At 54.0% G+C, this 16000-nt stretch carries 18 protein-coding genes; 13 read left to right on the top strand and 5 right to left on the bottom strand.

Annotation, left to right across the window (positions count from 1 at the left end; genetic code table 11):
- The 3 genes from ABDW13_RS18465 to ybfF all read right to left on the bottom strand — a co-directional run.
- Positions 1–126: flavodoxin domain-containing protein (locus ABDW13_RS18465; protein WP_343554049.1), on the bottom strand; the 126-nt coding region annotated here is incomplete at its 3' end.
- Between the two features lie 136 nt (positions 127–262).
- A complete protein-coding gene (gene ybfE / locus ABDW13_RS18470; protein ID WP_007890670.1) occupies positions 263–538 on the bottom strand; it encodes a LexA regulated protein in 276 nt (91 codons plus the stop codon).
- Positions 539–703: 165 nt separating this feature from the next.
- Entirely contained in the window at positions 704–1468 is a 765-nt protein-coding gene (gene ybfF / locus ABDW13_RS18475; RefSeq protein WP_343554019.1) for an esterase, read from the bottom strand.
- Between the two features lie 248 nt (positions 1469–1716).
- Between ybfF and seqA the strand changes: the two genes are divergently transcribed.
- Both seqA and pgm read left to right on the top strand, forming a co-directional pair.
- A complete protein-coding gene (gene seqA, locus ABDW13_RS18480; protein WP_343554020.1) occupies positions 1717–2256 on the top strand; it encodes a replication initiation negative regulator SeqA in 540 nt (179 codons plus the stop codon).
- 24 nt (positions 2257–2280) lie between these two features.
- Positions 2281–3921, top strand: coding sequence for a phosphoglucomutase (alpha-D-glucose-1,6-bisphosphate-dependent) (gene pgm, locus ABDW13_RS18485; RefSeq protein ID WP_343554021.1), 1641 nt, complete (start codon positions 2281–2283; stop codon positions 3919–3921).
- Positions 3922–3960: 39 nt separating this feature from the next.
- Here pgm and kdpE read toward each other — a convergent pair whose 3' ends face one another.
- Positions 3961–4635 (bottom strand): two-component system response regulator KdpE, encoded by a 675-nt coding sequence (kdpE, locus tag ABDW13_RS18490; protein WP_343554022.1) that lies wholly within the window; start codon positions 4633–4635, stop codon positions 3961–3963.
- 247 nt (positions 4636–4882) lie between these two features.
- On the opposite strand from kdpE, the gene ABDW13_RS18495 reads away from it, so the two are divergent.
- From ABDW13_RS18495 to nei, 11 genes are all read left to right on the top strand, one after another.
- Positions 4883–5083 (top strand): YbfA family protein, encoded by a 201-nt coding sequence (locus tag ABDW13_RS18495; RefSeq protein WP_343554023.1) that lies wholly within the window; start codon positions 4883–4885, stop codon positions 5081–5083.
- A 140-nt stretch (positions 5084–5223) separates the two neighbouring features.
- Positions 5224–6180: a 2-thiouracil desulfurase family protein gene (locus ABDW13_RS18500; protein WP_343554024.1), complete on the top strand. Its 957-nt coding sequence runs from the start codon at positions 5224–5226 to the stop codon at positions 6178–6180.
- Between the two features lie 11 nt (positions 6181–6191).
- Positions 6192–7619 (top strand): deoxyribodipyrimidine photo-lyase, encoded by a 1428-nt coding sequence (gene phrB / locus ABDW13_RS18505; RefSeq protein ID WP_343554025.1) that lies wholly within the window; start codon positions 6192–6194, stop codon positions 7617–7619.
- Between the two features lie 18 nt (positions 7620–7637).
- Positions 7638–8381 carry a type 2 GTP cyclohydrolase I gene (locus ABDW13_RS18510; protein WP_343554026.1) on the top strand — a complete coding sequence of 248 codons (744 nt, stop codon included), beginning with the start codon at positions 7638–7640 and terminating at the stop codon, positions 8379–8381.
- Between the two features lie 181 nt (positions 8382–8562).
- Positions 8563–9219 carry a 5-oxoprolinase subunit PxpB gene (pxpB, locus tag ABDW13_RS18515; protein ID WP_343554027.1) on the top strand — a complete coding sequence of 219 codons (657 nt, stop codon included), beginning with the start codon at positions 8563–8565 and terminating at the stop codon, positions 9217–9219.
- Positions 9213–10145, top strand: coding sequence for a 5-oxoprolinase subunit PxpC (gene pxpC, locus ABDW13_RS18520; protein ID WP_343554028.1), 933 nt, complete (start codon positions 9213–9215; stop codon positions 10143–10145). The genes pxpB and pxpC overlap by 7 nt, the downstream gene beginning before the upstream one ends.
- Positions 10135–10872: a 5-oxoprolinase subunit PxpA gene (gene pxpA, locus ABDW13_RS18525; protein WP_343554029.1), complete on the top strand. Its 738-nt coding sequence runs from the start codon at positions 10135–10137 to the stop codon at positions 10870–10872. Before pxpC ends, pxpA begins: the two co-directional genes overlap by 11 nt.
- A 56-nt stretch (positions 10873–10928) precedes the next feature.
- On the top strand, positions 10929–11657 hold the full coding sequence (locus tag ABDW13_RS18530) for a DUF969 domain-containing protein (RefSeq protein ID WP_343554030.1): 729 nt from the start codon (positions 10929–10931) through the stop codon (positions 11655–11657).
- Entirely contained in the window at positions 11657–12673 is a 1017-nt protein-coding gene (locus tag ABDW13_RS18535) for a DUF979 domain-containing protein (protein WP_343554031.1), read from the top strand. The genes ABDW13_RS18530 and ABDW13_RS18535 overlap by 1 nt, the downstream gene beginning before the upstream one ends.
- A gap of 7 nt (positions 12674–12680) precedes the next feature.
- Positions 12681–13328, top strand: coding sequence for a pyroglutamyl-peptidase I (pcp, locus tag ABDW13_RS18540; protein ID WP_343554032.1), 648 nt, complete (start codon positions 12681–12683; stop codon positions 13326–13328).
- 11 nt (positions 13329–13339) lie between these two features.
- A complete protein-coding gene (gene nei / locus ABDW13_RS18545; protein WP_343554033.1) occupies positions 13340–14128 on the top strand; it encodes an endonuclease VIII in 789 nt (262 codons plus the stop codon).
- A gap of 27 nt (positions 14129–14155) precedes the next feature.
- Here the strand turns inward: nei and ABDW13_RS18550 are convergent, their stop codons facing one another.
- A complete protein-coding gene (locus ABDW13_RS18550; protein ID WP_343554034.1) occupies positions 14156–15439 on the bottom strand; it encodes a citrate synthase in 1284 nt (427 codons plus the stop codon).
- Positions 15440–16000 lie beyond the last annotated feature (561 nt).

A 16000-nucleotide genomic window follows, 5' to 3' on the forward strand; every position in this document is an offset into this window, starting at 1 on the left:
TTCTTTGGTGCTCTTAGCAATGTCATGCACTTCGGCGACATCTTTACCCAGTTGTTTCTGGATCATTTTTGCAATGTTTTCAGTGTTGCCGGTATCGCTGCCGAAGAAAATGCCTACGATTGCCATGAGTTAGGTAGCCTCTTAAATCCTGAGTGTGGAAGTCAGTCAATTGACTGCACAGATATGCGAATAATAGCAGACCGGGAAAAAGCGCGGAACTTGTAAAGCCAAGACATTTGTTCCTGCGTGCGGTCTGCGCGCTTTACGACAGTTTGAGCTGCGCCAGCAGCATTTGTTCAATCAATTCGCTACGGCTGATGTTTTGCTGATCTGCCAGCGTGCTCAGCGCATCAACCGCCTCGCTGGACATCTTCAGCTCGACACGACGCAGCCCACGCACTTTATCGCGCTTGAGCTGATTACGTTTGTTGATACGCAATTGTTCATCGCGCGTCAGCGGGCTGGTTTTCGGGCGACCAGGACGCCGCTCGTCTGCGAAGAGATCAAGCGTTGTACGGTCTGTTTGTTCTTTTGCCATGATTTGTAAAACTGAGTGGGCGCGAACGGCGGAAAGGCGCTGCGCGATTAATACATTATCGGCCCGACCGCGGCGAAAATATCCGCGGCAAATTTTTAGCGCGACATCATACTCCAGCGCCTTCCCTGACGCCAACCCTAAAGCATAGACAGCAAGCTTTTGCTTTTACAGGTTAAAAAAGCGTCGAACCGCGCGCAAAACCGCATCAGGTTTCTCGGCGTGCACCCAATGTCCCGCGCCGCTGATCACGTGGGCATGCGCTTGCGGGAACTGGCGAAGCAGGGCGTCGCGATGCTGATTATCCAGATAAGGCGAATCGCCGCCGCGAATAAACAACGCCGGATGCGGCCAGGCCGGCACCTCTTGCCAGCCTGAAATGGTGCTGTAGTTGTCCCACAACACCGGCACATTAAAGCGCCATTCGTCGTCGGCAAACGATTTGAGGATGAACTGGATTACGCCTTCCTCATCAATATGCTGACGCATCACTTCAGCGGCTTCACTGCGACGCGTTACGCCTGCTGCGCTCACCGCGCGAATGGCGGCAAAAATTTCATCGTGGCGACGGGTTTGATAATCGACGGGTGCGATATCGATCATCACCATTTTTTCGATGCGTTGCGGAGCAATCGCGCTAAGCGCCATGGCGATCTTGCCGCCCATCGAATGGCCGATCACGCTGGCACGCTCGATATCGTGCGCATCTAATGTCTCGACGATATCCTGTGCCATGGCGGCGTAATTCATCACTTCACTACGTTCAGATAAACCGTGGTTGCGCACATCAACTTGCAACGTCGGACGTGCATCGCGCACACCGCGTGCTAGCACGCCAAGGTTATCGAGGCTGCCGAAAAGGCCATGAATTAACAGAATGGGCGTGGCATTTGCGGGAGATTGTTCAGTTTGCAGACGGGCGTTCAAAATCATGGCTAAAGTTCTTACGGTTGTGACCTTGGCTTAGGTTATCATGGATTCACCTGTCCAGCAGTCAGGCCGGTGGGCATTAGGGCATATTCCGACTTTTGCCCGGAAACGTTGCCAACGCTATCGGCTGCCACGGATTTAACTTTATAATCCTTATGTTAGAGCCCGCTCACGTTTTGCACAGCTGAATTTTGCTAAAGCCGTTGCATTAATGCGTGGTTCTGTCATTTGCCAGAATCGTACGGAAAAAGATGAAAACGATTGAAGTTGACGAAGAACTCTACCGTTATATTGCCAGCCACACGCAGCACATTGGTGAAAGCGCCTCTGATATTTTGCGCCGCATGTTGAAGTTCACCGCCGGTCAAAGCGCACCTGCTGCGCCTGCCGTGGGTGCATCAGTGAAAGAAGCACAACCTGCCAGCCGTGAAGCGCGTCCTCAGGATCGCGTGCGTGCGGTGCGTGAACTGCTGCTTTCCGATGAATATGCCGAGCAGAATAAGGCGGTTAACCGCTTCATGCTGGTATTGTCAACGCTCTATCGTCTTGATCCAGCAGCATTTGCTGAAGCCACTGCCTCGTTGCAGGGCCGTACCCGCGTTTACTTTGCGGGTGATGAGCATACGCTGCTGCAAAATGGCACCCATACCAAGCCGAAGCATGTTCCCGGCACGCCGTACTGGGTGATCACCAATACCAATACAGGTCGCAAATGCAGCATGGTGGAACACATCATGTTGGCTATGCAGTTCCCTCAGGAACTGACAGAGAAAGTTCGCGGCACCATTTAACTGAAGCGTCAGGGAGAAGCGCCAATGGCCAATCACCCCCGTGCTGGGCAGCCTGCTCAGCAGAGCGATTTGATTAACGTTGCACAATTAACCTCGCAGTATTACGTCCTGAAGCCCGATGTGGCCAATGCGGATCATGCGGTGAAATTTGGCACTTCAGGCCACCGCGGCAGCGCGGGACGCCAAAGCTTCAACGAACAGCACATTTTGGCGATTGCGCAGGCGATTGCTGAAGAGCGCAAAAAGAATGGCATCACCGGTCCGTGCTACGTCGGTAAAGACACGCACGCGCTGTCTGAACCGGCGATTCTGTCAGTGCTGGAAGTACTGGCGGCGAACGGTGTTGATGTGATTGTGCAGCAGGACAACGGCTACACGCCAACGCCTGCCATCTCAAACGCCATTCTTGAGCACAACAAACGCGGCGGCGCGCAGGCGGACGGCATCGTGATCACGCCTTCGCACAACCCTCCGGAAGATGGCGGGATTAAATACAATCCGCCAAACGGTGGTCCAGCAGATACCAACGTCACCAAAGTGGTAGAAGATCGCGCTAACCAGCTGATCAAAGGCGAGCTGAAAGACGTGAAACGTCTGCCGCTGGATCAAGCTTGGGCGAGCGGCCACATTGTTGAGAAGGATCTGATTCAGCCGTACGTTGAAGGTCTGGCGCAGGTGATCGACTTCCCGGCCATTCAGAAAGCTGGCCTGAAAATTGGCGTCGATCCATTAGGCGGTTCAGGTATCGCTTACTGGCAGCGCATCGCTGAACACTACAAGCTGGATCTGACCATCGTTAACGATGCTATCGATCAGACTTTCCGCTTCATGCATCTGGATAAAGATGGTGTGGTGCGTATGGACTGCTCTTCGGAATGCGCGATGGCCGGTTTGCTGGCCTATAAAGACAAATTCGATCTGGCCTTCGGTAACGATCCTGATTACGACCGCCACGGCATTGTTACGCCAGCCGGTTTGATGAATCCTAACCACTATCTGGCTGTCGCGATCAACTACCTGTTCCAACATCGCCCGCAGTGGGGCAAAGATGTTGCCGTCGGTAAAACGCTGGTATCCAGCGCCATGATCGACCGCGTAGTTAACGACATTGGTCGCAAGCTGGTGGAAGTGCCGGTTGGCTTCAAATGGTTTGTTGATGGCTTGTTCGATGGCAGCTTTGGCTTCGGCGGCGAAGAGAGCGCGGGCGCATCCTTCCTGCGTTTCGATGGCTCAGCCTGGTCAACCGATAAAGACGGCATCATTCTGTGCCTGCTCGCGGCAGAGATCACCGCGGTGACTGGCAAGAATCCTCAGCAGCATTACGACGAATTGGCCGAGCGCTTCGGTGCGCCAAGCTACAACCGTCTGCAAGCACCAGCAACGTCCGCGCAGAAAGCCGCGCTGTCGAAGCTGTCGCCAGAGATGGTCAGCGCTGACACGCTGGCGGGCGATCCGATTACCGCACGTCTGACCGCTGCGCCAGGCAATGGCGCGTCAATCGGTGGTTTGAAAGTGATGACGGAAAACGGCTGGTTTGCTGCGCGTCCTTCAGGCACTGAAGACGCTTACAAAATCTACTGTGAAAGTTTCCTCGGCGCTGAACATCGTCAGCAGATCGAGAAAGAAGCGGTTGAGATTGTTAGTGAAGTGCTGAAAAACGCCTAATCGCACTGCGAACAGAAAAGGCCGCTTAGCGGCCTTTTTTTATGGCATAAAACGATAGCCAATGCCGGTTTCTGTCAGCAAATGGCTGGGCTGAGTGGGATTCGCTTCCAGTTTCTGCCGCAAATGCCCCATATAGATGCGCAAATAATGGCTGTGTTCGACCGCGTTCGGTCCCCAAACCTGATTAAGTAACTGACGTTGCGTCAGCACTTTTCCTGCATTATTCAGCAGCAAACTCAGCAAGCGAAATTCGGTCGGTGTCAGATGCACTTCTTGTTCATTACGCAGCACACGTCGCGCCGCTAAATCCACACTCACTTCGCCAAACTTCACTATCGGTTCTGGCTGCTCACGTTGATGACGACGCAGCGCCACCCGCACGCGCGCCAGCAATTCACCGATGCCAAACGGCTTGGTGAGATAATCATCCGCACCGGCATCCAGCGCATCAATCTTATCCTGCTCATCACTGCGCGCTGACAGTACAATCACCGGCATGCTGCTCCATTGACGCACTTCGCGAATAAAATCATTGCCATCACCGTCCGGCAAACCGAGATCGAGGATCACCAAATCCGGCTTACGCGTGGCGGCTTCAATCAAGCCGCGCTGCAACTGTTCCGCTTCAACAATTTTCAGACCTTCGCTTTCCAGCGCCAGGCGCACGAAACGGCGGATCTCTTTTTCATCTTCAACAATCAAGATGGTGGTCACGCTGCCTCCAGCGGCAAAAAAGTCAACGCACCACTTTAGCAATAAAGCGTCACGCCGTCCGCGATGATGTTTTTAACCTAACGAGATCTTAGAATTTACATTTATGTAACTAACTTTCATCAGTGCACAAAAAGGTGAAAAAAAGCGCAAAATTAGTGGTCGGATGAGTAGTAAAATTACACAGCCAGGCGTAATATCTGCGGTAGATCACATTTCAACGCAATATTTACCACGAGGGAGGCAAAAGATGTATCAGGCATATCCACTCTATAAAATCGTGCTGCGCCGTGTGCTGGTGGTATTAATCGGTTTGCTGGCGCTGCCAGTGATGTTATTCCGCCAGGATCGCGCTCGTTTTTACAGTTATCTGCATCGCGTATGGTGCAAAACCAGCACTAAACCAGTTTGGTTAGCGCAGTCAGAAGCCACGGCTGGCATTCACTGGTAATCGCTTTACAGCAATAAAAAACCCGGCTACTTCCCATGAAGCGCTGGGTTTTTTATTGCTTCTCGCTTTGGCCCCGCTGTTATCCCCTCTCATTTCAGCTACACTTAAAACCTCTACAAGATTTTTGAGGTTGTACAAGTATGAGCGAGAAAATTCCTGTCGGTATCAGCGCTTGCCTGCTCGGGGATAATGTCCGATTCGATGGCGGCCACAAACGTTTTTCCTTCGCCACAGACGAACTCGTGCCATATGTGCGCTTCGAACCGGTGTGCCCGGAAATGGCGATTGGTTTGCCCACGCCGCGCCCAGCTCTACGCCTGGTGAAAGAGGGCGATGACAATATCCACCTCTGTTTCAGCAAAGACGGCGGTGAAGAAGTCACCGATGAAATGCAGCGCTGGTCAGCCGAGCGCGTCAAATCGCTGCATCATCTGTGCGGCTACATTCTGTGTGCCAAATCACCGAGCTGTGGCCTGGAACGTGTGCGCGTTTATCAGCCTAAAACTAATGACAATCGCAAAGCTGGCACCGGCATGTTCACCGCATTTCTGCAAAAAGAGCTGCCGTGGCTGCCGCTGGAAGAGGATGGTCGACTGCATGATGACGCCATTCGCGAAAACTTCATGGGGCGCGTATATGCATTGCATGAGTTTAATGAGATGTGGCGCAGCGGGTTGTCGCGCCACAAATTGATGGCGTTTCACAGTCGTTACAAACTGCTGCTGCTGTCGCATGCGCAAGATGAATACCGCGAAATGGGGCGTTTTGTGGCGGCGATGGATCAGTGGGATTCGTTGGATGATTACGCTACTGAATATCGCAATCGCCTGATGCATTTAATGTCGCATCAGGCTTCGCGTCGCAATCACACCAATGTGTTAATGCACGTACAAGGATACTTCCGCCCGCAACTGAGCTCGCCGCAGCGTCAGGAATTGGCGCAGTTAATCGATCGCTATCGTCGCGGCGTGCAGCCATTGCTCGCGCCAATCACCATGCTGAAACATTACATGGCGGAGTTCCCACATCCGTGGCTGGCACAGCAGCGCTACTTTGATCCTTATCCAGAAGCGCTGCGTTTGCGCTACGGGCAATAATTCGGAGCTTTATGACCACCCATTTAGTTTGGTTGCGCAATGATTTGCGCATCAATGACAACATGGCGCTGGCCGCCGCCTGCCGCGACACTAAAGCCAACATTTTGGCGCTATTTATCGCCACGCCGAAACAGTGGCAGCAACATCATATGTCGCCGAAGCAGGCGGCATTTATTCAGCAAAACTTGCGTTTATTGCAGGCATCACTGGCCGAACGAGGCATTCCATTGCATTACCAGCAATGTGATGATTTTGCCGCGTCAGTGGATTATCTGGCGGAATTTTGCCAGCAGCATCAGGTAGATGAGCTGTATTACAATTATCAATATGAAATCAACGAACGCGAGCGTGATGCCGCAGCCGAAAAGCGCCTGGATGCGCAAGGGGTGATTTGTCAGGGATTTGACGACAGCTTATTGTTGCCGCCCGGCAGCGTCCAAACCGGTAGCCACACCATGTTCAAAGTGTTCACGCCTTTCAGTAAAGCTTTTGTGCGCCGTTTGCATCAAGGCTTGCCGGAGTGCCATCACGCGCCAAAAGCCCGCGCTGATGCGCCGATTGGTATTGCGAAAAAGATTCCTGATTTTGATTATCCCAGCGAAAAGTTTGATGAAAGCTGGTTCCCTGCGGGTGAAGACGCGGCCTTAAAACAATTGCGCCATTTCGCAAAGCAGGCGGTGCAACATTATCCCGATCAGCGTGATTTACCGGCCATCGATGGAACAAGTCGCTTATCGGCGTATCTGGCGATTGGCGTTCTATCGCCGCGCCAGTGTTTGCATCGTATTTTGAAAGAGCATCCCGACGCGCTGGATGCGGGCAAAGCCTTCACCTGGCTGAACGAACTGATTTGGCGCGAGTTTTATCGTCATTTGATGGTGGCGTTTCCAGCACTGTGCAAGCATCAGCCGTTTGTTGATTGGACACGCAATGTGCGCTGGCAAAGTAGCAAAGAGCACTTAACCGCGTGGCAGCAGGGAAAAACCGGTTATCCGATTGTTGATGCAGCGATGCGACAGCTCAACACATTGGGCTGGATGCACAATCGACTGCGCATGATTACCGCCAGCTTCCTGGTGAAAGATTTGTTGATCGATTGGCGTGAAGGCGAGCGTTATTTCATGCAGCAGCTGATCGATGGCGATCTGGCGGCCAATAACGGCGGCTGGCAATGGGCTGCGTCAACGGGCACCGATGCCGCGCCTTATTTCCGTATCTTCAATCCCACCACGCAAGGCGAGCGCTTTGATAAACAAGGCGAGTTCATCCGCCAATGGCTACCTGAACTGAAAGATGTGCCGGACAGCGAAATCCATCAACCGCAGGCATGGGCCGAGAAAAATAATAAGAAACTCGATTATCCTGCGCCAATCGTGGAACATAAGGACGCACGTAAAAAGACATTAGACGCCTTTGAGCGCGCTCGCAGCGCGGCTTGAGGCGGTCAGGGAGCCGTAATGAACAATATCGAATTAGAACAGATCGTTAATCAGCAACTGAACAACAGTGCATTTAGCGACTATGCGCCGAATGGTTTGCAGGTGGAAGGGCGCGCCGAGGTGAACACCGTGATCACCGGCGTTACCGCTTGTCAGGCTTTGCTGGATGAAGCCGTGAAACGCAACGCCGATGCGATTTTGGTGCACCATGGTTACTTCTGGAAAAGCGAAGCGCCGGTGATCAAAGGCATGAAGCGCCAGCGTCTGCGCACGCTGTTGGCGAATGACATTAACCTGTACGGCTGGCATTTGCCGCTGGATGCGCATCCGCAGTTGGGCAATAACGCACAACTGGCACGCCTGTTTGATATTGATGTTAAAGGTGAAATTCAGCCGCTGGTGCCGTGGGGCGAATTGACAGAACCGCTGAGCGGCGCAGCGTTTGCGCTGAAGATTGCCCAGCGTTTAGGTCGCACGCCGCTGCATTGTGGTGATAATGCGCCAGCGCTGATTAAACGCGTTGCCTGGTGCAGCGGCGGTGGCCAGGGCTTTATCGATAGCGCAGCTGCATTTGGCGTTGATGCGTTTATTACCGGTGAAGTCTCTGAGCAAACCATTCATAGCGCGCGCGAACAAGGTCTGCACTTCTTTGCTGCCGGGCATCATGCGACTGAGCGCGGCGGTATTAAAGCGTTGGGCGAATGGTTGGCAGCCCAGCATGGTCTTGATGTGACTTTTATCGATATCGATAATCCCGCTTAATTACACTTCTCTCACGCCCTTAACCTGCGTTAAGGGCGCAAATCTGTTGACACATCTCTGTCACTTTCGCATAACTTATTGCCTTTACGCATAAGCGTCACATTTGATCGCCATGAATGGCGTTCCTACGACACAGGCAAAACGCGGATGCGCGCCTGTGTTCATGACCAGGAGGTGGTTTTTGCAACGAGCACGTTGTTATCTGCTAGGTGAACGCGCAGTGGTGCTGGAACTGGAGCCGCCGGTTTCGTTGGCCAGCCAGCAGCGTATCTGGGGATTGTGCCAGCGACTGCAACACAATGAGCAGGTTGAGGAAGTGATTCCGGGCATGAACAACCTGACTTTGTTGCTGCGCGATCCGCAGTTGAAGGCGCTGGACGCGATTGAACGCCTGCAACAATGGTGGGAAGAGAGCGAAGCCCAATTGCCTGAATCCCGTCGGGTAGAAATCCCGGTGGTGTACGGTGGCGCAGGCGGACCGGATTTGTCCGTGGTGGCCGATCGCGCCAGCATGACGCCACAGCAAGTGGTGGAACTGCACAGCAGCATCGATTACGTGGTCTATTTTATCGGCTTCCAGCCGGGATTCCCGTATCTCGGTGGCCTGGATGAGCGTTTGCATACGCCGCGCCGCGCCGAACCGCGCGTGTTGGTGCCGAATGGTTCAGTTGGCATTGGCGGCAGTCAAACTGGCATTTATCCGCTGGCGGCCCCTGGCGGCTGGCAGTTGATTGGTCACACACCGCTGAGCTTGTTTGATCCGCTACAGCAACCGCCAACCTTGTTACGCCCCGGCGATAGCGTGCGTTTTGTGCCGCAAAAGGAGGGCGTATGTTGAAAATATTACGCGCCGGAATGATGACCTCCATCCAGGATCAAGGCCGCACCGGCTGGCGACAATTTGGTATCAGCGTCGGTGGCGCACTGGATCAACCAGCGATGCGCACCGCCAATATGCTGGTGGGCAATCCGGAGCAGAGCGCGGTGCTGGAAATCGTGCTCGGCCAGTTTAAAGCGCAGTTTACCCGCGACGGTTGGTTTGCCTTGACTGGCGCAGGTTGTAATGCCGATTTGGATGGCAAATCGGTGTGGACCGGCTGGCGTTTGCCGGTGAAAAAAGGGCAAGTGTTGACGCTCGCCACGCCAACGCGCGGCATGCGCAGCTATCTGGCGATAAATGGCGGGTTTGCCGTGCCGGACATGCTCGGTTCCGCCAGCACCGATCTCAAAGCGGCATTTGGCGGCTGGCAGGGACGTAAATTGCAGGATGGCGACCCATTACCGTTGGGCGAGCCAACGCATGATTTCAAAGACAAAGCCGGTGTACGCCAGTTGTTGTGGGGCAACCGCATCCGCGCTTTAGCTGGCCCGGAATACAACGAATTTACCCGTGAAGCGCAGCAAGGTTTCTGGCGCAGTCCGTGGAAACTCAGCCCGCAAAGTAATCGTATGGGTTATCGCTTGCAGGGACGCCAATTGTCGCGCGATGCGACACGCGATCTGCTATCGCACGGTTTGGTGCCGGGCGTGGTGCAAGTGCCACCGAACGGTCAACCAATTGTGTTAATGGCGGATGCGCAAACCACCGGCGGCTATCCGCGCATCGCCTGCATCATCGAAGCCGATCTTTATCATCTGGCGCAAATCCGCCTTGGCGAACCGATTCACTTTATCCACTGCACGTTGGAAGAGGCGCTGCATGCCAAGCAGCATCAGCAACGCTCATTCGACCAAATCGCCTGGGGATTAGCACATGAAGATTGATCTTAACGCCGATCTTGGAGAAGGCAGCGCCAGCGATCAGGAACTGCTGACGCTGGTTAGTTCAGCCAATATCGCCTGCGGTTTTCACGCTGGCGATGCGCAAACCATGCTGCAATCGGTGCGCTGGGCGAAAGCGTCTGGCGTGGCGATTGGTGCGCATCCGAGCTTTCCCGATCGTGAAAATTTTGGCCGCACCGCGATGCAACTGCCGCCAGAAACGGTGTATGCGCAGATGATCTACCAAATTGGCGCGCTGAAAAGTATCGCTGAAAGCGAAGGGGAACGATTAGTCCACGTCAAACCGCACGGCATGTTGTACAACCAGGCAGCGGGCGATGCGCAATTGGCAGATGCGATTGCGCGCGCGGTCAAAGCGGTGGATAGCGGATTGATTTTAGTCGGCCTAGCGGGCAGCGCATCAATTGCGGCCGCGGCACATCACGGTTTGCGCACGCGCGAAGAGGTGTTTGCCGATCGCGGCTATCTGCCAAACGGCGCGTTGGTGCCACGCAGCCAGCCGCAGGCGATGATTGAGGACGCCGATCTGGCGCTGGCACAAACCTTAACCATGGTGCAGCAGCGCCAGGTGCAGAGCATCAGCGGCGAATGGGTCAACGTCAACGCCGAAACCGTGTGTTTACATGGCGACGGCGCACACGCGCTGCAATTTGCCCGCACGCTGCGCACCGCTTTTGCGACACATCAGATTGCGGTCACCAGCGCATAACAATTGAATGATTGCCCGGCACGTCGCCGGGCTTTTTCTATCTCACGAGGGGACATATGGACAACGTGGTAAATCTCTGGCCGCTGCTGGGTATCGCCGCCATTATTCTGGGTTTTGTACTGCGCTTTAACCCGGTGCTGGTGGTGATTGTGGCCGGCTTCGTCACCGGCTTGGCGGCACATCTGCCGCTGACCGACATTCTGGAAAAACTCGGCTCAGGCTTCCTTAACACCCGCAATCTGCCACTGATTCTGTTGCTGCCGCTGGCGGTGATCGGCTTGCTGGAGCGCCACGGTTTGAAAGAACGCGCACAGAGCTGGATCGCCCAAATCAAAACCGCCACCGCTGGCCGTTTGTTAATCGTCTATCTGTTTGTGCGCGAAGCCACGGCGGCGCTGGGCTTAACCAGCCTCGGCGGACATCCGCAAATGGTGCGTCCATTGCTGGCCCCGATGGCGGAAGGTGCCACGGAAAACCGTTACGGCGAGGTGCCGCCGGAAGTGCGTCATCGTCTGCGCGCCATGTCGGCTGCGACAGACAATGTCGGTTTGTTCTTTGGTGAAGATATCTTTGTCGCGTTTGGCGCGATCATCTTTATGCACAACTTTATGCAGGAATCGGCCGGTATCAGCACCGAACCGCTGCATATCGCGCTGTGGGGCATTCCGACCGCACTCTGTGCTTTCCTGATCCATTCGGCGCGACTGGTGCGTCTTGATCGCCAATTAGCGCGTGAGTTGGGTGCCATCAATCAGCAGGCGTTGAACGCTAAGGATGGCAAATAATGTTTCAGCAACAATATTTGATGTGGCTGGCAGGCGTGATCCTGCTGATTGTCGCGCTGCTTTCATGGCGTGATAGCGCCAACCCGCGCCGTTTTACCACCGGTTTGTTCTGGGCGCTGTATGGCCTGATTTTCCTGATTGGCGATGGCGCCTATCAGCTAATGGGACAATGGGCGGGCGATGCTGAAGTGGGGCGTCGTTGGTTACATATCGGTGTCGGGATCGCCGTGGTGTTGATGGCGCTAATCGCCGGTTTCGGCGGCGTGCGTTTAGGCAGCTACCATCAACGCAGCGACGAGCAGAAGCAGGAAAGCGCCAAACGTCTGCACAACAAACTGTTCTTGCCAGCGCTGGCGATTCCGCTGGTGACGGTAATCGGCGTGCTGGCGTTTAATCACATCCCAGGTTTGCAGGAAAAGGTGTTTGGTCCGGGCAATCACTCTACCTTAGTGACGTTGTTCTCGATGATGGTGGGTTGTGTGCTGGGTTGGCTGATCGCGCTCAAGTTCACCCATGAAAAACCGCTGCAATCGATGCAGGAAACCCGTCGCTTGCTGGATGCGGTCGGTTGGGCATTTATTCTGCCGCAGATTCTTGCCACGCTTGGCCTGCTGTTCACCAGCGCTGGCGTTGGCACCGCGATTTCACATCTTACCGAACAGTATCTGGCGGTGGATAATCGGCTGGTGGCGGTAGCAGTGTATGCGATTGGTATGGCATTGCTGACCATGGTGATGGGTAATGCGTTTGCCGCGTTTCCGATTGTCACCGCCGGCATCGGCATCCCGATTCTGGTGCTGCAACACGGCGGCAATCCGGCGGTGATGGCGGCGATTGGTATGTTCTCGGGCTATTGCGGCACCCTAATGACGCCAATGGCCGCGAACTTTAACATCGTGCCAGCGCGCCTGTTGGAGTTGCCGGACCGCAACGCGGTGATCAAGGCTCAGGTGCCAACCGGTGTGCTACTGTTATTGGTCAATGTGGTGCTGCTCTACTTCCTGATGTTCTTGTGAGGTTGCAATGAAAACGGTGTTAATGACGGCGTTTGAGCCCTTTGGTGGCGAAAACATCAACCCTTCGTGGGAAGCGGTACGTTCATTTGATGGCAAAGAAATTGGCGGGGCGCGCATTGTGGTGCGCCAGTTGCCGGTGGTGTTTGCCACTTGCGGCGAAGTATTAACGCGCGCATTGGAGGAGATCCAGCCCGATCGCGTGTTGTGCGTTGGGCAAGCCGGCGGACGTGTGGATATTACCGTTGAGCGCATTGCTATCAACGTTGATGACGCGCGTATTCCAGACAACAATCGGCAGCAACCCATCGATCAGCCGATTGCGGCAGATGGCCCGGCGGCGTATTTCTCTAGCTTGCCGATCAAAGCTATCGTTGCCGCCCTGCGCGAAGTCGGCGTACCGGCTTCGGTGTCGCAAACCGCCGGGACCTTTACCTGCAATCACGTGATGTACAGCTTGCTGCATTGGATTCACACCACTAACAGCAAAGCGCGCGGCGGCTTCATCCATATCCCGTATATGCCGGAACAAGCGGCCAATCATCCGGGTGTGGCGAGTATGGCGACCGCCAGCGTGATGTTGGCGCTGGAAACCGCGTTGCAGGTGATTCTCAGTACTGAAAATGATATTCGCGTGGTCGGTGGCGCTACGCATTAACAGGAGTGGTTATGCCTGAAGGACCGGAGATCCGCCGCGCGGCGGATCAACTGGCTGCGGCGATGGAGGGCAAACCGCTGACCGATGTGTGGTTTGCCTTTCCCGCGTTGAAAACCTACGAACCGGCATTGCTGGGCGCAACCATCAATGCTTTCGAAACTCGCGGCAAAGCGCTGCTCACGCACTTCTCCAACGGTCTCACGCTTTACAGCCATAACCAGCTTTATGGCGTGTGGCGTGTGGTGCCAACTGGCACCCAGCCAAATACCACGCGACAATTGCGTGTGCGGCTGGCGAATGCGGAACAAACCATCCTGCTCTACAGCGCCTCGGATATCGAATTACTGAATGTCGATACGCTGGCGGCGCATCCGTTTTTGCAACGCGTTGGCCCAGATGTGCTGGATAGCCGCTTAACGGTGGATGAGGTGCGAGAACGTTTATTATCAGCGCGTTTTCGTCGCCGCCAGTTCAGCGGTTTGTTGCTCGATCAGGCATTTCTCGCCGGTTTGGGTAATTACCTGCGTGTGGAGATTTTATGGCATGCCGGATTGCTGGCCTCGCATCGCGCGCAGGATCTCAGCGAGCAACAATTAACGGCGCTGAGTGAGGCGATGTTGGCGGTGCCGCGGTTGTCGTATCAGATGCGCGGTAGCATGAAGAAATATCATGAAGATGCAGCGTTTCGCTTCGAAGTGTTTCATCGGCAGGGTAAAAAATGTCGGCGCTGCGGCGAGGTGATTGAGAAGGGCGTGCTGTCATCGCGGCCGTTTTATTGGTGCCCGGGATGCCAGAAATAAAAAGGGCGGGATATCCCGCCCTTTTTATTATTTTTTCAGCGCTGAAGTAAATTCGCGCTCAGTGTAACCGGTATAAAGCTGACGTGGACGCGCAATTTTCATGCCTTCGTCGTGCATCTCTTTCCAGTGTGCAATCCAGCCCACAGTACGCGCCATCGCAAAGATCACGGTAAACATGGAAGATGGAATGCCCATCGCTTTTAGGATGATACCTGAGTAGAAATCGACGTTTGGATAGAGTTTACGCTCGATGAAGTACGGGTCGTTCAATGCGATGTGTTCCAGCTCCATCGCCACTTCCAGCAGATCATCTTTCATGCCCAACTCATTCAGCACTTCGTGGCAAGTGTCGCGCATCACGGTGGCACGTGGATCGTAGTTTTTGTACACGCGGTGGCCGAAGCCCATCAGACGGAACGAATCGTTCTTGTCTTTGGCGCGCTTAACAAATTCTGGGATGTGCTCAACGGTGCTGATCTCTTCCAGCATACGCAGCGTCGCTTCGTTGGCACCGCCATGCGCCGGTCCCCACAGTGAAGCGATACCGGCCGCGATACAGGCAAACGGGTTGGCGCCAGAAGAACCGGCGGTACGCACGGTTGAAGTTGAGGCGTTTTGTTCGTGGTCAGCGTGCAGAATCAGAATACGGTCCATGGCGCGTTCCAGCACCGGATTGACTTTGTACTCTTCGCACGGCGTAGCAAACATCATATGCAGGAAGTTACCGGCATAAGAGAGGTCGTTACGTGGGTAAACAAACGGCTGGCCAATCGAGTATTTGTAGCACATCGCGGCCATGGTCGGCATTTTCGACAGCAGGCGGAAAGCGGCGATTTCACGGTGACGTTCAATGTTGACGTCTAAAGAGTCGTGATAAAACGCGGCCAGCGCGCCGGTCACACCACACATTACTGCCATCGGATGCGAGTCGCGACGGAAGCCATGGAACAGACGGGTGATTTGCTCGTGGATCATGGTGTGGCGGGTAACGATGGTGCGGAATTCTTCAAACTGGGCTTGGGTCGGGGCTTCGCCATTCAGCAAGATGTAACACACTTCAAGGTAATTCGAGTGGGTTGCTAGCTGATCAATCGGGAAACCGCGGTGTAACAGAATACCTTCATCACCATCAATAAAGGTGATTTTGGATTCGCATGACGCAGTAGAGGTGAAGCCGGGATCGAAGGTGAACAGGCCTTGAGAGCCAAGGGCGCGGACATCAACAACATCTTGTCCCAGCGTACCTTGCATCACGTCCAGTTCAACAGACGTATCATCTTGTAGGGTTAGCGTCACTTTTTTATCTGTCATTATTTCGTCTCCATAGCGCCTTAAGGTAAGGATCTTAGACACCAGAATAGCCTTGTTGTTGCGTAAAACCACAATCTTCCCAGCATCACTCTACGGTAACGATGGTCTTGCAAGGTTACAGAGTAAACGCGGAATTTGGGCCATTCGGTGGCGTCGGGGCATGACATGCTGCACATCGAGGATGTTAAAGTTCCTGTCACGACATAACTTCTTGGTAACCAATAACCTGATGCTTTTTACTGCTCGTATCGGCAATGTTACATAACTTGAGCTTAGGGGAAAGTGTATCCCCATAACTTTTGTGCATCATAGGGCTTTAATGCGATTGTTTGTAACTGAAATGTTGATCTTTTGTCAAATCAGATAATTAAAAATGTATAAATTGTGAAATTCGTGAGCAGGATCACTGTTCAGCCTAAATGTGACCAAAGAGATTGTAGGGGAATTGTAATCAGAATGTGATCCTCCTATACTGCGGCCAGGTCTCCGGAACACCCTGACACCAGGAGCCACCCAGCGTTTTACCCGCTTTATTTAACACTGGATGTTGCTATTTTGGTG

This window comes from Pantoea sp. (genome assembly GCF_039594315.1).
Classification (GTDB): domain Bacteria; phylum Pseudomonadota; class Gammaproteobacteria; order Enterobacterales; family Enterobacteriaceae; genus Pantoea.